Raw genomic sequence first — 19943 nt, 5'->3', positions numbered from 1 at the left:
CATCGAACGACCGGCGGACCACCGCCGGTCGTTGTTCAGGCATACATGTCAGTCGGCTCCGGCAACGGCCACCATGCTGCCGGGTTTCGGCTTGATGACACGCTGAATAAAGAAGACAACGGCCGTTATCACAGCGCCTATCAGGTCCGTATAGAGCCCGCCTTCAATCAGAAAGAGTGCCGCCACCACGAGTCCCAAACGGTTGAACCAGACCACATGTCGTCCGACAAACCAGCCCTGCATGCCGGAGGACAGGAGAAAAACTCCGACCACGGCGGTGATACACGCCTGCGCTATCTCGACGACAGTGCCGTCCATAAGCAGCGCTGAATTATAGAAAAACATGAAGGGCACGATAAAGGCTGATATGCCAATGCGAAACGATGTGACGGAGGTCTGCATCGGATTGGCGCCGGATATGCCCGCCGCCGCGTAAGAAGCCAGTGCCACCGGTGGCGTAATCGCAGACACGACTGCAAAGTAGAACACAAAGAAATGGGCGGTGAGGAGCGGAATTCCCAGCTCAACAAGTCCCGGCGCCACAACGGAAGCGGCAACCGCATAGGCCGCTGTTGTCGGCATTCCCATGCCCAGCAGGATGGCGATGCACATGGCAAAGAACAGCGCCAGCAATTGCGACGTTTCGGCCACGCCAAGCAATAGGCTGGAAAACCGCGCGCCGACGCCGGTGAGCGAGATGACACCCACAATAATGCCTGCGCAGGCGCAGACCGCGATGATCTGAATGGACATCAGGCCGGAAAGTTCGAATGCCTTCGCGATGGAGCGCAGTCCCATTCGATAAGGCGTAAGCCAACTGACCACGGCAGCCGCGGCCGTCGCCAATGTACCGGCACGGATGACCGAGTAACCCATGAAGAGCGCGCCAATAAGAATGACGATCGGTATGAACAGGAACGCCTTGCGCGCCATATCCGCAAATTTGGGCAGTTCTTCGGAGCGCATGCCGCGCATGCCCAGTTTGGCCGCTTCAAAATCCACCATGAAATAGACAGATACGTAGAACAGAACCGCCGGAATAATCGCGGCAATTGCAATGTCCTGATAGGGAATGCCCGTCACCTCCGCCATGATGAAAGCACCGGCGCCCATGATAGGCGGCATAATCTGACCACCGGTAGAGGCTGCGGCTTCGACGGCACCAGATACTTTTTTGGAATAACCGACCCGTTTCATCAACGGGATTGTCAGCGATCCGGTCGCAACGACATTGCCCGCTGAGGTGCCGTTGATCATGCCCATGAGGCCGGAGGCAAAAATGGCCACTTTGGCCGGACCGCCGCGCGCTCGTCCGGCAACGGCGAAAGCAAAGTTGACGAAATAGTCGCCGACTTTCGATGCCTGAAGGAAGCCGGCAAATATGATGAAGAGAATGATATATGTCGAGGAAACCGCCGTCGTGGGGCCAAGCACCCCCGCATCGGTATAGACCTGACTGAAGAACCTTTGCCAGGTGACAGCCGGTGAATTCAGGACGCCCGGCATATAGGGGCCGATGAATACATAGACGAGAAAAACACCTGCGATCACCACCAGCGCCATCCCCGCCACGCGGCGGGTCAGTTCAAGGATGAGGGCGGTGCCTGCTACAGCCGCGATGGACATGCCTATGGGCGCAAAGGGCGTACCGGTCGCATTGCGCATCTGCGTTCCGAATACGGTGATCAGATAGATTGCCACGGAGACGCCGCAAAGCGTCAGTGTGATCTCAACACCAGGCAAGCTATGACGGGCGCGTTTGTCAAACCAGGACAGGATAATGCCGCCGAAGGTGGCCGTCAGAAGGGGCGCGCCGAAGAGCCAGATCTCGTTGAACCTGATTGCGGGATCGATCCCGTTCCACATTTTGCCGCCGGCGATTTGCCACGCGAAATAGAGTGCGGTGCCGATGCTGAAGAGCGCAACAGCGGTCAGGGCCAGTGAAATCCAGGTAAGGATTGAGCTGCCCGCATCCTTGTCCGGTTTGAATGAGGATGCGGAGTAGAGTGCAAAGCCAAGGGCCAGGGCGCCGGCAATATGCACGATGCGAAAATTCCATGTTTCCATGGGGAATGTAGGCAGAAAGGGCACTTCAACACCGGTCCATTCGGAAATGGACACACCATTGAGTGCCAGAATGTGAAACAGCGCGTAGACCGCTGCGAAGCCGGCTATGAACAAGCCGGTCTTGCCCCCATAAATGCGCCGGTTGCCTTCAACGGGTTCGTCGTCAATACCCTTGGCAATAACCGTCTGGTCATCCTGTGCAGTCTGTTCTGTCATGGCCTGCCTCCCCCACATGCCATTCTTTCGGATTGGGAGGCTGCGTCAAGGCAGCCTCCCATATTGATATGCTCACGGGTTCGGAGCGGCGTTATCCGCCATAGACCATGTCGTTGCCGATGGATGCGCCGTTTTCATTGAACCACTTTGCGGCGCCGGGGTGCCATTTCAGAACATTGTTCTTGTCCCAGTTCTCGGGAACCGTGGTTTTGGCGGCCTTGTGGACCTGCATCATGCGGTCATGGTCGCCCATGATGGCTTTTGTCGCTTCATAGACGAAGCTTTCGGGCAGATCGCAATTGGCAATGCCGAAATTCCACATGGACACGGACAGCAGGTCGCCCGGCTGGGTCGCATAGGTGCCCTTCGGTACGACAAAACTGGCAACCGGGAAAGCGGTCCTTATTTTTTGCTGCTCATCTTCACTGAAGGCAACAAAATTGACGTCGGTCTGGGCTTCAAGCTGGCTGACCGCTGCCGTGGGTACGCCCGCGGCAAAGGCGACCGCATCCAGAAGACCGTCCTGAAGCTGCGATCCGAGATCGTTCCAGCTTCCGTTGCGACGTTCGAACTTGACGCCGAGGTTTTCCAACATGGCCGGGAAATAGGTGTCAGACGTAGAGCCCGCGGGACCGAAACCGATTTTTGCATCCTCGGGAATATCCGACAGGGTTTCTATACCGGACGATTTTAGAGCCGTGACGTTGAAGGGGGTCTGGTACATGGGAAACATGGCGCAGGCCTTGTCCATTTTGAGGCCGGGCGCAATCGGGTTGGTTCCATCGAGCGACTGCTTGGCCGGACCCATGGTGGTCATGCCGAATGCCGCTTCGCCAGTATGCACCAGCGCCATATTCTGCATCGGGCCGCCGGTGACTTCACCGCCGCCAGGAATGCCCAGCTCGTCGGAGATGATGCCGGCAAATCCGGAGCCGTAAACAAAATAGGTGCCGCCCTGCGAGGCGGTGCCGACCGTGAAGCTTTCAGGCCAACCGGTTTTGTCCTGCGCCGCGGCAACGCCGGCTGTCATGACAAGTGCGACCGATGTCGCCAACAACGTGCGAAAATTCATGCAATCCTCCCTTGGCCCAGCGGCCATCTTCCATATGCGGGAAAACGCACAACCCGGCGTTTTCCTCCGCGGCGCAATAAATTTGCCAAAACCGTGAAGATCAACAACGAATGTGAGTCTTGCCGAAGAAACTGAACGGTCCGGGCCACAAATGGGTGGGTCCGGTAACATAGGGGATTAAATCATGTCCCCTGACCGGAACATTGGCGCAGCCGGAGACTAATCCGGAAGAAAATTCTGCTTGCTCAGCCCGAATTTTTGCATTTTTTCGTAGAGAACCTTGCGTGAAATACCCAAGGCTTCGTAAGTGGATTTCAGACTGCCGTCATTGGCAGTCAAGGTAAAGATCAGGATCGCACGCTCCTGTTCTGACAGCAACTCGGCCAGAGTTTTGTTCGCCGGTTTCTCGCTCTGCTGCATGTCGATACCGTCAATGCCCAGCCGCAGAACAAATCGCTCGGCGGCTGTACGCAACTCACGAACATTTCCCGGCCAGTCACGTGCAATCAGCTTGCTGTAAAGGGCGTCGGGTATCCTGGGCCCCTCGCGTCCGTGCCGAAGAGCGGCGCGCTCGACAAACTCCGCAAACAAACGCGGAATATCCTCGCGGCGGTCATCCAGCGGCGGCAACTGAATTTCCACGCCGGCCAGCCTGTAATAGAGATCGGACCGGAATGAACCCGCCTCCACCAGTTTTTTCAGATCGGACTGCGAAGCGGCAACAATCCGGATATCCAGTTCCACCGGATTGTTCGACCCAAGGGGTGTGATTATGCGATCTTCAATGGCTTGAAGGAGCTTGGCCTGAGCCTCCAGCGACAGGGCTTCGATCGCATCCAGAAACACTGTGCCGCCGCGGGCGTGTTCGAATTTTCCGTATCGGCTTTTAACCGCCGAGGGAAACGCACCGATCTCGTGCCCGAAAAGCTCGATCTCCATCATGTTTGCCGGGATGGCGGCGCAATTGATGTGAACGAATGGAGCGACCTTGCGTGCGCTCAGCTTGTGAAGCAGTTGGGCAACCGTGTCCTTGCCGGTCCCCGTTTCACCGAAAATCAGAACGTCCGTCTCCAAAGCCGCCAGGGTCACCAGACGCGACCGCAGATCAGCCATGACAGAGGAATTGCCTGCCAGGTCTCCCAGCAGGCTGTCATCGGAATTCAATGAGCTGCGAAGGGCACGTACTTCCAGTGTCAATTGCCGCTTTTCCAGCGCACGCTTTACGCTCGCCACAAGGTGTTCCTGTGCAAACGGCTTTTCGATGAAGTCATATGCGCCCTGGCGCATGCAGTCCACGGCCATGGAAACATCTCCGTGACCTGTCAGGAGTATCACCGGAAACTCCGCATCGATTTCCAGTACGGCGTTCAACAGTTGGATGCCGTCCATGCCAGGCATGCGCACATCTGTCACCACGACCGCGTTGCTGTCGCGATCGACCTGCTCCAGAAGCGACCTGGCATCGCCAAACAACGCAATTTTCTGATCATGCAATTCAAACGTCTGGCGGGCGGCGAGCCGCAGATGTTCTTCGTCATCGGCAAACAGGACAAAGCTCACTCTGCTGCATCCTTCATATCGCTGGAATTGGCTCTCAAAAGCTCAATTGTGAATTTTGCGCCGTGTCCGGAAGCGTTCTCCGCGCTCAACCTGCCGCCAAAGTCCTTGATGATGTTGTAGGATATGGACAGCCCAAGTCCCATGCCTTGCCCGGGATCCTTTGTGCTGAAAAAGGGATCGAATACCTGTTTTTCCACCTCGTCCGGGAGGCCGGTCCCATCGTCGATAACGACAATGCGAACAGTCTCATCCTCCGTTTCCACATTGAGATAAATTTTCGGCGCCGCCGTCTCGGTCATGGCGTCCAGTGCATTGCGCATGAGGTTGATGACCACTTGCTGCAAACGAATATCGCCGCCGATAACCCAAGGATCGTCAGGCGGCTTACTGAAAAGCAACTCGGCGCCGTTTTTGGTCAGTTGAGGCTGCATCAACTCAATGGCGCTGCTGAGAACGGAAGAAACAGACACCGGCTTGGTCTTTTCCTGTGGTCTTCTTGCGAAGTTCCGCAGATGTTTTGCAATGGACGACATGCGATCCACCATGGAGACAATCCGGCTGACATTGGAACGGGCATCGTCATCGCGGTTGCGATCCAGAAATGCAACGGCATTTTCTGCGTAGGCCTTGGTCGCCGCGAGAGGCTGATTGAACTCATGTGATATCGCGGCGGACATCTGCCCGAGAGCGGCCAGCTTGCCGGCCTGAATCAACTCGGTTTGCGTTTGGCGCAGTTGCTTCTCGGTGGCCTTGCGTTCCTCGATTTCCTCAACCAGTTGCCTGTTTGACTCATTCAGTTCCTGCGTCCTCTGTTCAACCCTGATTTCCAGGGAGCGCTTTGCTTCCCGTTGTTCGTCAAACCGTTCCCTCATGCGTGCCTGACGTTGCCAGATAAGAAGCGTGATGGCTGCGATAAGCAGCGCGAAAAGGAATATGCCGATGGCCGTCAGACGGGCCAGTGCGCGTGCCTCGCTCGCCGGGCTCAGGATCGTAACCCGCCAACCGGCGCGTGCGATCAGCGATGTCGATGTAACAAAGCCGGTTGCGCCCCTTCCGTCGTTAATCTCGAACAGTTCGATATTCCGTTCAAGTTCCGTTCGCCGGTTCGGCAAGTCTCTAAGCAACTCCAGAGGATATTGCCTGGCGGCGGCAATGACGTTTTGAGCGTCTTCATCCAGGGCGGTGAACGATCTGAGGTTCCAGTCATCGCGGCTGGAGATGAATACGATATCATTGGAATCGCGAACAATGATCTCGGACGCGCCACCCCTGAGATTGGCCTCAAACTGGTTCACTGAAAAGCGTACGGCGACGATGCCCTTGATCCGTCCTTTGCTCCGGACCGGAGTGGCATAGAAGTAGCCGCTTTCGCCGCTCGTAGTGGCCAGTGCGAAATACTGCCCGATGCCACCGGCCACCACCCTGTCGAAGTAAGGACGGTAGAACCGGTCTGCAACAGCACCGAGCGGATCGTCAAAACGGCTTGAGGAGGAAGCCAGGATCTGCCCGTTAGCATCTTCGAGATAGACCCCTTTTGCCCCAAGGGCCGTCGCCGTTTCCGACAACAGTTTCTCGGTATCGGCTTTCAAAGTGGCTGATTGCGGGTCTTGCAGGAATGCGGCGATGGCCGGACGCGCGGCAATCAAGGCCGGAATGCGCGAGTAGCGATCCAGCGTCAAACGCAGGCTGTCTACGGCCAATCTCAGTGTCACCGCCTGGCCGCGTCCGGTTTGCAAAAGAAAATAGCGCTCCAGCACAGGGGTGAAAACAAGCACACATATGGCGATCGCAAACAGGAAAACGCCGATGTAAACAAATGGCCGACGCCGCTCCCCACGCAACTTAACGAGATGTGCTTCCGACATTGTCAAACTGGCTCGATCAGACTTCCGAGGTTCAAACCTAGCAGAAGTCACAGGCGTTTGGCACAGGGTTTTGCCGCAAAAGCCCGGCCGGTTGTCGCTGGCGGCACCGGGCAGGGTGTGGCTGGGCGATACAGAGATTTAGTCACTCGTCTTTTCGACAAGCTTTGTGACCGTGTTCCAGTTTCGGGCGGTTCCTTTGCGGCCGAGCATTTTTTCAAGGCGGGCGGGCGTTGCCTTTGATCTGCCGACGCCGTTCACATAGTCGATGTAAGCCTCTTTGCCGATGCATTTCATGGTCTCAGGGCCATCATGCGCGGCAAGTGCCTGGACTTGCTTCTCGTTTGGCGGTGAGTTCATGAACAGAACGAGCATATGGTTTGGACGTAGTTTCGCAGCCTCCGTCATCGGATTGGCGACCAGTACGTCGCGGAGCTCTCCCGGCTGGCGCAGGAACACATCATTATCGAGGCCATGTCTGGCGAGGATATCGGTCAGAAGCTCGTGCAGCTCGGACCTCTTCCTGTCGGAGCTGAACAACAGGTTTCCGGTCGCCAAGAGTGTCTGGACATGTTGCAGGCCTGCCTTAGAACACGATTGTCTGAGTTGAGACATCGACATCACTTTATGTGTTGCCGGTCCAATCGCGCGCAGCAACGCCACCCAATTGTGCTCACCAGTGGTCATGGGACGATCATATTCGCGATTGCGCGTCTTTTGCCAGCACCTCAGCTCTTTTCGCTGTCGGTCGCCGGCTCATGGTGCATGATCAGGCGGACGCCGCGCTGCCATGTAAGGTACAGCCAAAGCCAGTGCAGCATGACGAACAGGCGGTTCTTGAAGCCGATCAGGAAATAGACATGCGCCGCGCCCCATAACAGCCAGCCGGCAAAGCCCTTCACTTTCAAACCGAAAATATCGGCCACTGCCCGGTTGCGGCCGATAGTGGCAAGCGATCCGGCATCCAGATAGCGGAAGCCGGACGGCGGCTCCTTGCCGCTCGCCAGTTTCGAGAGCCTGCGGCCGACATATTGCCCCATCTGTTTGGCGACGGGTGCAATGCCCGGCAGGGCGCCTCCGTCGGCCTCGTGCCTGGCCGTGTCCCCGATGACATAGATATTGTCGAAGCCCTTTGGCCTTAGCGTTTCGTCCACCTCGACATGTCCGCTACGGCCGTTGGCGAGCCCAAGCCATGCGCCGGCGGGCGAGGCCTGTACGCCCGCGGCCCAGATAACGGTCTCGGTCGGGATGTCGCCTTGATTGGTGGTCACATGCCCGGCGGCAATGTCGGTCACCATGGTTTCTGTCCTGACCTCGACGCCGAGAGCCTTGAGATCATGCATGGCGCGCAATGACAGATCTTCGGCAAAGCTCGGCAGAACGCGCGGCCCGCCTTCCAGCAGAATGATCCGGTTGTTGGCGCCGTCGATATGACGGAAATCCCGCATGACCGATTGGGAAAGTTCTGCAATGGCACCGGCAAGTTCCACTCCGGTCGGTCCAGCGCCGACGACGACAAAGGTCTGGAACCGCCTTGCCGCCTCCGGATCGTTCTCGACCACCATTTCGGCCTGCTCGAAAGCCATCAGGATCTTCTCCCGCAGCCCGAGTGCATCGTTCAGGGTCTTCAGGCCAGGCGCATGTGTGGCCCAATCGTCCTTGCCAAAATAGCTGTGCCGTGCGCCCGTCGCGATGACGAGGGCGTCAAAGGGCAGGGTGCGTCCGCTTTCAGTGACAACGGTGGCTGCATCCGCATCGACATCGATGACCCGGTCCATCAGCACCCGCGCATTGCGCTGCCGGCGCAGAACACTGCGGATCGGCACGGCAATCTCGGCCGGTGTCAGGGCCGCCGTTGCCACCTGGTAGAGCAGCGGTTGGAACAGATGGTGGTTCTGCTGGTCGACAAGCGTCACATTGACGGGCGCCCCCGCCAGTTCCTTCGCCGCGGATAGACCCCCGAACCCGGCGCCGATAATCACCACGTCCCTGATCGACATGTTGTTCGCCCTCCAATCGTTGACGACACGCAACGGCGCGCATCCATTACCAATTGTGTGCAGTGCAGCATTCCGTCAAGGGCTATTTGCACGCGCACCCCGATCGTCGGTAACTTGACCTGTGGCCCAAGCGATCCTTAATGTAAAAATTAAACTTTACGCGCGAAAAGAGTTTGTAAATTTGCTAGAGCGCGTCGGATCCGGAGGGCGCTGGAGTGCAAGATCTGCAGCGCCGAAGCAAAGGTTGGGACATGGACGGCAGCAAGATCAGAAATATGGAGGAGTTCGCGAGCGTCAGCGGCATCTCCCGGCCAACCGTCTCGAAATATTTCAACGATCCAAACAGCGTGCGCCAGTCGACCCGTGAACGGATCGAGGCGGCGATCGAAAAATACGATTATCGCCCGAATATCTTTGCGATGAACCAGAACAGGCAGTTGACGAAGAATGTCGGCATCGTCGTGCCCTACCTCGCCGACCCGTTCTTTGCGGAGATAGCCCGTAACCTCGAGCGCCGATGCATCGATGCGGGCTTCTCGCCGATCCTCTTCAGTTCGCACGGCGTGCCGGACTACGAAACCGATATCCTGGAGGGCCTGCGGTCGCTGAAACCGGCGGGTGTTTTGCTGGCGCCCCTGGGCAGAGTTTCAAATCGGCTCAAAATAGAAGAGTTTTGCGCCGCCGTGCCGACTGTCCTGTTCGACAGCAATCTCCAGGGGATTGGCGAGGCCTTTGTCGGATCGGACAATTTCAGCTTCGTCGCCCAGACCGTCGATTATCTGATGCGGACCGGAGAAGCGCCTTGCTTTTTCGAGATGCGCACCCCGGCAAACCCCAATGCCAACAAGCGCCGGCTTGCCTACATCGAGATAATGGAGAAGGCGGGCGCTGAGCCTCGCATCGTCAAGGTCGAAGGCAACGATTGGAACTTCGAGGAAATCGGGCGCCAAGGTACCCTTCGGGTGCTGGAAGCAGAGGGTTTTCCGGGCGACACGATACTATGCAGTAATGATCGTCTGGCGATCGGGCTGTTGTCAGCCTGCTATGAAAAGGGTCTCAGGATCGGCAGAGAAGAGGGCTGCGACCTGCGGGTCGCGTCGATGGACGATCATCCCTTTTCGCGCTTTACCTGTCCGTCGCTGACCACCGCTGCGCACGACTATGATGCGGTCGCCAACAAGACTTTCAACACGTTGATTGAACTGATCGAGGCCGGTGGCCGTTTCAACAAGCGGACAGAAACGCTCTATTCCGCAAGACTTGTGATGAGGTCTTCAGCCTAGGTTTCACTTCAAAACTATACGCGCGTAAAGTTTTTTCTTGACCGGAGTTACGTTTATCCGTAGCCTGCTTGGATATATCCAATTCAAGGGAGGAAACGGATGTATTCCAAGACATCTTTTGTGACGGCGACTGCCGCCGCGCTGCTCATGACAGGCAGTGCGCTCGCAGAAACACTAACAATTGCCACCGTGAACAACGGCGACATGATCCGCATGCAGGGTCTGACCGATGACTTCACGAAAAAGACCGGCCACGAAGTCGAGTGGGTTACACTTGAAGAGAACGTATTGCGCCAGCGTGTCACCACAGACATCACCACAAAAGGTGGCGCCTTCGACCTCATGACGATCGGAATGTATGAAACGCCGATCTGGGGCAAGAACGGCTGGCTCGTTCCGCTTGACGATTTGAGCGCCGAGTACAATGTCGATGATCTGCTTCCTGCCATGCGCGCGGGCCTGAGCCATGACGGCACGCTTTATGCCGCGCCGTTCTATGGTGAAAGCTCGATGATCATGTACCGCACCGACCTGATGGAAAAAGCCGGTCTGGAAATGCCCGATGCGCCGACCTGGCAGTTCATCCGCAAAGCGGCCGCGGCCATGACGGATCGCGACAACGACATTAACGGTATCTGCCTTCGTGGCAAGGCGGGCTGGGGTGAAGGCGGTGCCTTCATCACGGTCACCGGTAACTCCTTTGGCGCCCGCTGGTTCGATGAAAACTGGAACGCGCAGTTCGATCAGCCGGAATGGGCCGAAGCGCTCAACTTCTTTGTCGACATGATGAATGAGTCCGGCCCTTCGGGTTATGCGACCAACGGTTTTAATGAAAACCTCTCGCTGTTCCAGCAGGGCAGATGTGGCATGTGGATCGATGCGACCGTTGCCGCGTCCTTCGTGACCAACCCCAACGACTCCACCGTGGCTGACAAGGTTGGTTTTGCACTGGCGCCAAACAGCGAAGGCGTCGACAAGAAGTCGAACTGGCTCTGGGCCTGGGCGCTGGCAATCCCTGCCGGCACGCAGAAAGCCGATGCCGCCAAAGAGTTCATCGAATGGGCGACCTCGAACGGCTACATTGAACTGGTCGCCGAGAAAGAGGGATGGGCCAACGTGCCTCCGGGCGCACGCACGTCGCTCTACGAGAATCCGAACTACAAGGATATCCCGTTCGCCAAGATGACCCTGGATTCGATCCTGGCCGCCGATCCGAACAATCCGACAGTCAAGCCGGTTCCTTATGTTGGCATCCAGTTTGTCGCGATCCCGGAGTTTGCCGGAATCGGCACGGAAGTCAGCCAGGAGTTCTCCGCGGCCTATGCGGGGCAGCAATCTGTGGAAGAAGCGTTGGCGAAGGCACAGGCCCTGACCAACGACGCAATGGAAGCCGCCGGCTACCGTTAAAGCCTCTCCTCCTGGAGGCAAGCCCGGAGGGCGGCGCATGCGTCTCCCGCCCTCCGGCAATCCAAAAGCCGCAACACCCTTTACCGATCATCTGAACTGGCGTCACAGTGCGCCAACAGAGGAGGTTTGTCATGGCGACCCAGCATTCCCGTTCCGCAGCCCGCATCATGATGGCACCCGCAGTAATCCTGCTTCTGGGCTGGATGCTGGTGCCCCTGACGATGACGCTGTTCTTTTCGTTCAAGAAGTATCTCCCGCTCAGAGGCGACTCCATGGCCAATGGGCTGGAATGGGTGGGGTTTGCCAACTACGTCCGGTTCGTTGGCTCCAGTTCTTTCTGGCCCAGCATCCAGGCGACCCTCATCATCGTTGGAGGGGTTCTGATCGTCACTGTGGTCCTCGGCGTTTTGCTGGCCATGTTGCTGGATCAGCCCATGTGGGGGCAGGGCGTCGTCCGCATTCTCGTGATTGCACCGTTTTTCGTCATGCCCACCGTCTCGGCTCTGGTGTGGAAAAACATGTTCATGGACCCCAACAACGGGTTGCTGTCCTATCTCTGGAAGGCAGTCGGCGCCACACCGGTGGAATGGTTGAGTCAGGCGGCCCTCCCGTCGCTCATCATGATTGTCAGCTGGCAATGGCTCCCCTTTGCGACGCTGATCCTGTTGACCGCAATCCAGTCGCTCGACAGCGAGCAGCTTGAAGCGGCGGAGATGGACGGCGCACCGTTGCTCAGCCGCTTCTGGTATATCATCCTGCCGCATCTCAGCCGCGCCATCACAATCGTCATCCTGATCCAGACGATCTTTCTCCTGTCGATCTTCGCGGAGATCTTCGTCACCACCGGCGGCGCCTTCGGCACCAAGACCCTGACCTATCTGATCTTCCAGCGTGTGCTGGAAAGCCAGAATGTCGGCTTGGGTTCTGCGGGCGGTATCTACGCCATCATACTCGCCAACATCGTTGCGATCTTCCTGATGCGCATCGTCGGCAAGAACCTGGACGCGTGAGGAGATAGACCATGGCCCGAGCTGTCACCACCAACCGTAAAGCGTTCAATACTGCGCTCGCATGGCTGATCGGCCTGCTGATATTCTTTCCGATCCTGTGGACGTTCCTGACCAGCTTCAAAACGGAAGCGCAGGCGATCAACGATCCACCCATCTTCCTGTTTTTTGACTGGACACTCGAGAACTACGCCGTCGTACAGGAACGGTCCGACTATCTGCGCTTTTTGTGGAACTCGGTCATCATCGCCGGTGGATCGACAGTGTTGGGTATCATCATTGCGGTGCCTGCGGCATGGTCGATGGCCTTTGTGCCCTCGAGACGGACCAAAGACATTCTGCTTTGGATGCTCTCCACCAAGATGCTGCCTGCGGTCGGCGTTCTTTATCCGATCTATCTGCTGTTCATTCAGCTTGGACTGCTGGATACGCGGGTCGGATTGACCATCGTCCTGATGCTCATCAACCTGCCGATTATCGTCTGGATGCTCTACACCTATTTCAGGGAGATTCCGGCGGAAATTCTTGAGGCGGCCCGTATGGACGGCGCATCCCTGCGTGAGGAAATCTTTTATGTCCTGACGCCGATGGCCGTGCCCGGCATCGCCTCGACGATCCTCCTGAATTTCATTCTCGCCTGGAACGAAGCGTTCTGGACGCTCAATCTGACGGCTGCAAACGCTGCACCACTCACCGCATTCATTGCCAGCTATTCCAGCCCCGAGGGTCTGTTTTACGCCAAGCTCTCGGCGGCCTCGACCATGGCCATCGCACCGATCCTGATCCTTGGCTGGTTCAGCCAGAAGCAGCTGGTGCGCGGTCTCACCTTCGGCGCGGTCAAATAAGGAAAGACATCATGGGACAGATCAAGCTTGAAAAAGTCACCAAGAAATTCGGTGATGTCGAGGTGATCCCACCTCTGGACCTGACGATCGAAGATGGCGAGTTCGCGGTCTTTGTCGGACCGTCCGGCTGCGGCAAGTCCACACTGTTGCGGCTGATTGCCGGACTGGAAGATCTCACCTCCGGCACGATCAAGATCGACGGCACGGACGCCACCAATATTCCACCCGCCAAGCGCGGCCTGGCGATGGTGTTCCAGTCCTATGCGCTCTATCCGCACATGAGCGTGCGCAAGAACATCGCATTTCCGATGCGTATGGCGAAAATTGATCAGGCTGAACAGGACCGCCGGATCGAGCAGGCTGCTGCAGCGCTCAACCTGACGGACTATCTCGACCGCCGCCCGGGGCAATTGTCGGGCGGCCAGCGGCAGCGCGTCGCCATCGGCCGCGCCATCGTGCGTGAACCGGCGGCCTTTCTGTTCGATGAGCCATTGTCCAACCTGGACGCCGCGCTCCGGGTCGGAATGCGCCTTGAAATAAGCGAACTGCACAACCGGCTTGAAACAACGATGATCTATGTCACGCACGACCAGGTGGAGGCCATGACTATGGCCGACAAGATTGTGGTTCTGCGCGCGGGCCATATCGAACAGGTCGGCTCGCCTCTAGAACTGTATCGCAAACCGGCCAATCTCTTTGTCGCCGGTTTCATCGGCTCGCCAAAGATGAATCTTATCGACGGGTCAGAGGCTGCGAAACACAACGCCCACACGATCGGCGTGCGGCCCGAGCATATCGACGTGGCTCAGGGCGATGGAACGTGGCAGGGTAAAGTCGGCGTTGCCGAACATCTCGGCTCCGACACCTTCTTTCATATCCACGAGACCGGTCTTGCCGAAACAATCACGGTGCGTGCGCCCGGCGAGGTGAGCTTCCGTCACGGCGACAGCATTCATCTGACGCCGCGCCCTGATCAGATTCAGAAATTCGACGCCGAGGGCCTGCGCATCGCATGAAACGGCTCGAAGGAAAAACGGCACTGATTACCGGAGCCGCACGAGGCATCGGACTGGAATTCGCCAAGGCTTATGTGGGTGAAGGTGCGCGCGTTGCGATTGCAGATATCGATATCGAAAGGGCCCGCAGCGAGGCCGCCAATATCGGCCAGGCTGCAATGGCCGTGCATATGGATGTCACGCGCCAGGAGAGCATCGACAAGGCCTTAGACGAAACCATCTCCGTCCTCGGCGGCGTCGATATCCTTGTCAACAACGCGGCGGTCTTCACCGCGGCGCCCATCGTCGAAATCGAACGCAATGACTATCAGCGGGTTTTCGATATCAATGTCAGCGGCACGCTGTTCACCATGCAGGCCGTGGCAAAGCACATGAAGGACCGCGGCGGCGGCAAGATCATCAACATGGCCAGCCAGGCCGGCCGGCGCGGCGAGGCGCTTGTCGCCGTCTATTGCGCGACAAAAGCGGCGGTCATCAGCCTGACGCAATCCGCCGGCCTGGATCTTATTCGCCACGGCATCAATGTGAACGCCATCGCACCCGGCGTGGTGGATGGCGAGCACTGGGACGGTGTCGACGCCTTCTTTGCTAAATATGAGAACAAACGTCCGGGACAGAAGAAGAAAGAAGTTGGCGAAGCTGTGCCCTATGGCAGGATGGGCAAGGCCGAAGATCTCACCGGCATGGCCGTCTTTCTGGCCAGCAAAGAAGCCGACTACGTCGTTGCACAGACCTATAATGTCGATGGTGGACAATGGATGAGCTGACGCCGCTTTCGGACGCCACCCTTTCAAGCCTGCCGGAGACGGTCAGGGTGCCGAAATACGACCGGTCTGCCCTCACGCCCGGCATAGTGCATATCGGCCTTGGAAATTTTCACCGCGCGCATCAGGCCTGGTATCTCCACCGGCTCTTTGACATGGGATTGTGTCAGGATTGGTCGATCATCGGCGCCGGCGTTCGCCCGCATGATGCCAGGCAGCGCGAAAAACTTCTGGCGCAGGATTGCCTTACCACGCTGATCGAACTCGATTCTTCAGGCCCATCGGCAGAGGTGATCGGTTCAATGACGGGCTATGCACCGGTGGAAAAGGACAATCGCGCGCTTATTGAACAACTGGCCGAACCCGCGATCCGCATTGTCACGCTGACAGTAACCGAGGGGGGATATTATCTCGACCCGGCAAGCGGCAGTTTTGATGCGACACATCCCGATATCCTGCATGATGCCGCCAATCCGCAGGCACCGCGTACCGCTTTCGGCGCGATGGTTGCGGCACTGGATATCCGTCGCCGGCGTGGCCTCTTGCCATTCACTGGACAAAGCTGTGACAACCTGCAGGCCAATGGTGAGATCTTGCGCCAGGCGGTGGTTTCGCTTGCCGGGCTGAGCGATCCGGAGCTTGCCGACTGGATCGACACGCACTGCAGTTTCCCCAATTCAATGGTCGACTGCATCGTGCCGACAACCGGCGATAAGGAACTCGATCTGGTGCGCGGGCTTGGCATCGACGACCGCGTGCCGGTCACGCATGAAAAGTACCGCCAATGGGTGATTGAGGACAATTTCTGTGCCGGCCGGCCGGATTGGGAACGGGTCGGAGCGACCATTACAGACAATGTCCACGACTATGAGGCAATGAAGATCCGGATGCTGAATGCCGGACACCAGATCATCGCCAATCCGGGCGAGATCCTGTCGGTTGAGACCATTTCGGATTGTATGGCGCATCCACTCATCAATGGCCTTTTCCGCAAGGTTCAATCGGAGGAGATCGCACCGCATGTCAAACCGGTGCCCGGTATGACACCGCAGGACTATATCGACCTCATCGACCGGCGCTTCTCAAACCCTGCCATCGTCGATACGACTCGCCGTGTTGCCTTCGACGGCTCGGCCCGGCACACGGGCTTCGTGCTGCCGGTCCTGCGTGATGGCCTGTCCGCCGGCACGCCGGTCGAGGGCCTCGCCCTGGTTGAGGCGCTGTGGGCGCGCATGTGCGAAGGCACGCGTGAAGACGGCTCCCTCATCAAGCCAAATGATCCGCTATGGGACGAGCTTCAGACCGCAGCACGCGCCGCGCGTCAGCGCCCGGCCGCGTGGCTCGAACAAAGTCAGTTTTACGGCGATCTTGTTGAAGAACAGCAATTTGTCAGGGCCTTCGAACGGTGGCTTTCCCTAATCTGGTACGGCGGCAGCGCCAATGCCATGCGCATTTACCTGGACGGCTGATCACCCAACTCTCCGAGATCGCCTTTGTAAGTTTTTGAAAACCATAAGCAGCGGGATTTGGCGGTGCGGCTGGCATTGTCAGGCCTTTTGTGAGCAATTCGCCGCAACCGCTTGATTTTGCCTTATCGCGATCATAATTGCGGCGTCTAAGGCCAATTTCAATCGGAGGCTCGGCGTTGTGCCGTGCGATCCGAACCCAGGAGCATTTGGAAAATGAAGAAACTGACACTGGCGGCCCTGTTCGCGGCCGCAATAACCGCCATGCCCGCCTCTGCCGCAGAGCGCGTCAAGATCGGCCAGCTGGCCTGTTCTGTCGCCGACTCCGCTCGTTATATTCTTGCATCTGACAAGACGTTGGGGTGCACCTATACCTCGATCAACGGCACGACCGAACGCTATGATGGATCGATTGAGAAAATCGGCCTCGACATCGGCAAGGCCGAGACAACCGAACTGGTCTGGCTGGTGTTTGCGCCCAGCAAGCCGGTACCCCAGGGTGCATTGAACGGAACCTATGTCGGCGTTTCGGCGGAAGCCACTGTTGTGGTTGGCGCAGGTGCCAATGTTCTGCTTGGCGGGTTCGAGAATTCGATCTCGTTGCAGCCGGTCAACCTTCAGGTTCAGACCGGGCTGAATATTGCCGCCGGCGTGTCGCGCTTCACGCTGAGATCTGTGAACTAGTACTTTGACCGTTTCGCCCTAAATGGGCGAAACGGTCGTCTCATCCGATCCCGGCAACCGCTTTATTTCTGCGGTTTTCCGGCAACAATACGGTCAAGGATCAAAGCACAGAACAGGATCGCCAATCCGGCCAGAATACCTTGGCCTTCCGATGCAAACTGCAGTGCTTCCAGAACATCCTCGCCCAGCCCCTTCGCGCCGATCAGCGACGCAACCACAACCATTGCAAGGGACATCAGGATCGTCTGGTTGACCCCCGCCATGATGGTTCGGGCGGCAAGCGGCAAATCGACCTTGAACAGCAGATAGGCCGGCGTGGCACCGAAGGCGAGGGCCGCCTCTCGTACGGTTGCCGGTACCTGCTGCAAACCCAGAACCGTCAGCCGGACAACCGGCGGTGAACCGAAGATCAGCGTTGCGACGATGGCCGCAGGCTTGCCGGCGCCGAAAAACGCGATCACCGGGATCAGGTAGACGAATGACGGCATCGATTGCATGAAATCGAGGATCGGGCGGATCACCGCGAAGAGCTTCGGCCGGCGCGCGCACAAGATGCCGAGCGGAATACCAAGTGTGATCGACACCATCGCCGCTGCGCCGAGCAGCGAGATCGTTGTCATCGCCTTTTCCCAGAAACCCAGAATGCCGAGATAGGCGAGCGCGGCGATTGTGAAGATCGCGACGCGGCTCCCGCCCGTCAGCCAGGCAAGCATGCCGACAAAGATCATGATCACCGGCCACGGTGTGCCGACGAAGACAATCTCAAGCCCGTCGAGCAGGGATCGCACGCCCAGCGTGATGGCATTGAAGAAATCGGCGCCGCTGCGCTTGGCCCAATCAAACCCGTCCTTGATCCAGTCCGCCGTCGCGATCCTGAAGTTCTTGTCGGTCGGAAAGTCCAGGAGGAGGGGAACGATATCGGGCCGGGCGAACCGAACAGCCGAAAGCCCGGCAACACAAAGGAAGATTGCCAGTGCCGCAAGGGTCCGGTTCATCGAAAGGCCGCTCGCCAGTGACGGATCGGACCGCCAGCGGGTAAAGCGGGTCTCCAGTGCCCAGTTGGCTGTGATTGCCGCTGCCAATTTGGCCACCAGCAACAAGACAAGGCCGACGACAATCAGCATGGCCGCATCGCCGGACGCGGCCTCGGCCGCCGCAAGCGCACCATCATAGGCGCGTTGCAGAGATTCAGCCGCGCGTTCCAGCGCTTCAAGGCTGCTTGCACCCGATTCCCGGGCGGCGGCGATTTGCTCCATCCTTGTCGCAAGGGTTCGGCTGATGGCCTCCGCCCGTTCAAGCTGATCCTGGCCAAGATTGCCGAGCAGTCCGCGGAAGATCTGGATATAGGCGAAGGTTTCGACCAGCAGGAACATCAGGAACCACGACCAAAGGCCGCGTGCACCGAACCAGACGGGGCTTGCAATGGCCGCCATCCAGTTGAAACTCACCCGAAAGCCGGGCGCTTCACTCAGATAGGAGAACTGACGCGTATAGTATGCGGCATTGCTGCCGGCAAATTTGCTGACGAGGTTCTCCAGGGCGCTGTCTGCGCTGTCACGCGGGCTCATTGGCTGCGGCCTCCTGCTTGCGATTACCCTGAATGGCTCGCATGAGCCGGGTCCGGTCGACGATGCCGATGGCTGCGCCGTCATCGCCCTCGATGACGATCGGTCCTTCCGTTTCGACCGCAACGTTGATCAGCTCGTTCAGGTCGCTGTTGTGAGAGGTTCTCGATGCATCACCCGGCACCGGGCCGTGTTCGCTCTCGTAACCTTGCATCGGCACCATGATTGAATGGGCATAGACAAGGTCAAGCTTGGATATGCCGGCCACGAAGTCCGCGACATAGTCGTCGGCCGGGTTCATCACGATGTCTTCCGGCGTACCGGTCTGGACGATCCGACCGTCCTTCATGATAGCGATACGGTTGCCGATCCGGATCGCTTCGTCGAGATCGTGGGTGATGAAGATCGTCGTTTTCTTCAAGGTCGCCGAAAGGTCCATGAACTGGTCCTGCAACTGCCGGCGGATGAGCGGATCGAGGGCCGAGAACGGCTCGTCCATCAACAGGATGCCCGGATTGCAGGCAAGTGCGCGTGCCAGGCCGACACGTTGTTGCATGCCGCCCGAAAGCTCATGGGCGTATTTGTCTTCCCAGCCGGTCAGATTGACCATGTCGAGCACGCGGTCGGCCTCCGACCAGCGTTGGCGCTTGGAAGCGCCGCGAATTTCCAATGGCATGGCCACATTGTCGCGCACCGTGCGGTGCGGCATGAGGCCGAAATTCTGAAAGACCATCGCGACCTTCTGGTTGCGAAGGTCACGCAACTGGCTCTCGTTCAGCTTGGTCACGTCACTGCCTTCGATCAGGATCTCTCCCGCCGTCGGCTCCAGCAATCTGTTGACATGTCGCACCAGGGTGGATTTACCGGATCCCGACAAACCCATGATGCAGAAGATCTCGCCCTCTTCTATCGAAAAGCTCGCATCGGCAACGCCGATGACGCAGCCGAACTGCTCTAGTACTTCCGCCTTGGAAAGATTGTCGGACAGGATTGCCGCATGGGCTTCCTGCGCTCGTTCCCCGAAGATTTTCCAGACGTTGCGGGCGATGATCGGGTGGTCGTCACGGCTGTTTTCCATAGGACCGATCCCCTCAAATAGATAATGCCTGCGGCCGCAGTGGCCGCAGGC

The 19943-nt window shown here is 58.1% G+C and carries 16 protein-coding genes; 8 read left to right on the top strand and 8 right to left on the bottom strand.

Annotation, left to right across the window (positions count from 1 at the left end; genetic code table 11):
* Positions 1-48 precede the first annotated feature (48 nt).
* From OQ273_RS14960 to OQ273_RS14935, 6 genes are all read right to left on the bottom strand, one after another.
* The gene (locus OQ273_RS14960) at positions 49-2283 is read right to left on the bottom strand and encodes a TRAP transporter permease (protein WP_267991295.1); all 2235 of its coding nucleotides are present in this window, start codon (positions 2281-2283) and stop codon (positions 49-51) included.
* 91 nt (positions 2284-2374) lie between these two features.
* Positions 2375-3355 (bottom strand): TAXI family TRAP transporter solute-binding subunit, encoded by a 981-nt coding sequence (locus tag OQ273_RS14955; protein ID WP_267991294.1) that lies wholly within the window; start codon positions 3353-3355, stop codon positions 2375-2377.
* Positions 3356-3574: 219 nt separating this feature from the next.
* On the bottom strand, positions 3575-4915 hold the full coding sequence (locus OQ273_RS14950; RefSeq protein ID WP_267991293.1) for a sigma-54-dependent transcriptional regulator: 1341 nt from the start codon (positions 4913-4915) through the stop codon (positions 3575-3577).
* On the bottom strand, positions 4912-6780 hold the full coding sequence (locus OQ273_RS14945) for a sensor histidine kinase (protein WP_267991292.1): 1869 nt from the start codon (positions 6778-6780) through the stop codon (positions 4912-4914). Before OQ273_RS14945 ends, OQ273_RS14950 begins: the two co-directional genes overlap by 4 nt.
* Positions 6781-6918: 138 nt before the next feature.
* Entirely contained in the window at positions 6919-7464 is a 546-nt protein-coding gene (locus OQ273_RS14940; RefSeq protein WP_267991291.1) for a DUF1697 domain-containing protein, read from the bottom strand.
* A 41-nt stretch (positions 7465-7505) separates the two neighbouring features.
* Positions 7506-8777, bottom strand: coding sequence for an NAD(P)/FAD-dependent oxidoreductase (locus OQ273_RS14935; RefSeq protein WP_267991290.1), 1272 nt, complete (start codon positions 8775-8777; stop codon positions 7506-7508).
* A 215-nt stretch (positions 8778-8992) separates the two neighbouring features.
* On the opposite strand from OQ273_RS14935, the gene OQ273_RS14930 reads away from it, so the two are divergent.
* The 8 genes from OQ273_RS14930 to OQ273_RS14895 all read left to right on the top strand — a co-directional run bounded on the left by OQ273_RS14930 (position 8993) and on the right by OQ273_RS14895 (position 17249).
* A complete protein-coding gene (locus OQ273_RS14930; RefSeq protein ID WP_333781692.1) occupies positions 8993-10060 on the top strand; it encodes a LacI family DNA-binding transcriptional regulator in 1068 nt (355 codons plus the stop codon).
* A gap of 99 nt (positions 10061-10159) precedes the next feature.
* The gene (locus OQ273_RS14925; RefSeq protein WP_267991289.1) at positions 10160-11467 is read left to right on the top strand and encodes an ABC transporter substrate-binding protein; all 1308 of its coding nucleotides are present in this window, start codon (positions 10160-10162) and stop codon (positions 11465-11467) included.
* A gap of 131 nt (positions 11468-11598) precedes the next feature.
* Complete coding sequence (locus OQ273_RS14920; protein ID WP_267991288.1) at positions 11599-12477, top strand: carbohydrate ABC transporter permease; 879 nt, start codon at positions 11599-11601, stop codon at positions 12475-12477.
* Between the two features lie 11 nt (positions 12478-12488).
* Positions 12489-13319, top strand: coding sequence for a carbohydrate ABC transporter permease (locus OQ273_RS14915; protein WP_267991287.1), 831 nt, complete (start codon positions 12489-12491; stop codon positions 13317-13319).
* Positions 13320-13330: 11 nt separating this feature from the next.
* Positions 13331-14335 carry an ABC transporter ATP-binding protein gene (locus OQ273_RS14910; protein ID WP_267991286.1) on the top strand — a complete coding sequence of 335 codons (1005 nt, stop codon included), beginning with the start codon at positions 13331-13333 and terminating at the stop codon, positions 14333-14335.
* Entirely contained in the window at positions 14332-15102 is a 771-nt protein-coding gene (locus tag OQ273_RS14905; protein WP_267991285.1) for an L-iditol 2-dehydrogenase, read from the top strand. The genes OQ273_RS14910 and OQ273_RS14905 overlap by 4 nt, the downstream gene beginning before the upstream one ends.
* Entirely contained in the window at positions 15090-16568 is a 1479-nt protein-coding gene (locus OQ273_RS14900; protein WP_267991284.1) for a mannitol dehydrogenase family protein, read from the top strand. The genes OQ273_RS14905 and OQ273_RS14900 overlap by 13 nt, the downstream gene beginning before the upstream one ends.
* A gap of 213 nt (positions 16569-16781) precedes the next feature.
* Positions 16782-17249: a DUF992 domain-containing protein gene (locus OQ273_RS14895; RefSeq protein ID WP_267991283.1), complete on the top strand. Its 468-nt coding sequence runs from the start codon at positions 16782-16784 to the stop codon at positions 17247-17249.
* Between the two features lie 62 nt (positions 17250-17311).
* Here the strand turns inward: OQ273_RS14895 and OQ273_RS14890 are convergent, their stop codons facing one another.
* Positions 17312-18817, bottom strand: coding sequence for an ABC transporter permease (locus OQ273_RS14890; RefSeq protein WP_267991282.1), 1506 nt, complete (start codon positions 18815-18817; stop codon positions 17312-17314).
* Positions 18804-19892, bottom strand: a complete 1089-nt coding sequence (locus OQ273_RS14885) for a quaternary amine ABC transporter ATP-binding protein (protein ID WP_267991281.1) — start codon at positions 19890-19892, stop codon at positions 18804-18806. The genes OQ273_RS14890 and OQ273_RS14885 overlap by 14 nt, the downstream gene beginning before the upstream one ends.
* Positions 19893-19943 lie beyond the last annotated feature (51 nt).

Source organism: Hoeflea prorocentri, assembly GCF_027944115.1.
In the GTDB taxonomy this organism is placed as follows: Bacteria; Pseudomonadota; Alphaproteobacteria; order Rhizobiales; family Rhizobiaceae; genus Hoeflea_A; species Hoeflea_A prorocentri.
The sequence above is the reverse complement of the archived record's forward strand: the minus strand, read 5'-3'. Positions and strand labels throughout refer to the sequence as shown.

Coding starts and splice junctions, on each gene's coding strand:
- OQ273_RS14960 (WP_267991295.1), bottom strand. CDS start 2,283: ATGACAGAACAGACTGCACAGGATGACCAGACGGTTATTGCCAAGGGT.
- OQ273_RS14955 (WP_267991294.1), bottom strand. CDS start 3,355: ATGAATTTTCGCACGTTGTTGGCGACATCGGTCGCACTTGTCATGACA.
- OQ273_RS14945 (WP_267991292.1), bottom strand. CDS start 6,780: ATGTCGGAAGCACATCTCGTTAAGTTGCGTGGGGAGCGGCGTCGGCCA.
- OQ273_RS14940 (WP_267991291.1), bottom strand. CDS start 7,464: ATGACCACTGGTGAGCACAATTGGGTGGCGTTGCTGCGCGCGATTGGA.
- OQ273_RS14935 (WP_267991290.1), bottom strand. CDS start 8,777: ATGTCGATCAGGGACGTGGTGATTATCGGCGCCGGGTTCGGGGGTCTA.
- OQ273_RS14925 (WP_267991289.1), top strand. CDS start 10,160: ATGTATTCCAAGACATCTTTTGTGACGGCGACTGCCGCCGCGCTGCTC.
- OQ273_RS14920 (WP_267991288.1), top strand. CDS start 11,599: ATGGCGACCCAGCATTCCCGTTCCGCAGCCCGCATCATGATGGCACCC.
- OQ273_RS14915 (WP_267991287.1), top strand. CDS start 12,489: ATGGCCCGAGCTGTCACCACCAACCGTAAAGCGTTCAATACTGCGCTC.
- OQ273_RS14910 (WP_267991286.1), top strand. CDS start 13,331: ATGGGACAGATCAAGCTTGAAAAAGTCACCAAGAAATTCGGTGATGTC.
- OQ273_RS14905 (WP_267991285.1), top strand. CDS start 14,332: ATGAAACGGCTCGAAGGAAAAACGGCACTGATTACCGGAGCCGCACGA.
- OQ273_RS14900 (WP_267991284.1), top strand. CDS start 15,090: ATGGATGAGCTGACGCCGCTTTCGGACGCCACCCTTTCAAGCCTGCCG.
- OQ273_RS14895 (WP_267991283.1), top strand. CDS start 16,782: ATGAAGAAACTGACACTGGCGGCCCTGTTCGCGGCCGCAATAACCGCC.
- OQ273_RS14890 (WP_267991282.1), bottom strand. CDS start 18,817: ATGAGCCCGCGTGACAGCGCAGACAGCGCCCTGGAGAACCTCGTCAGC.
- OQ273_RS14885 (WP_267991281.1), bottom strand. CDS start 19,892: ATGGAAAACAGCCGTGACGACCACCCGATCATCGCCCGCAACGTCTGG.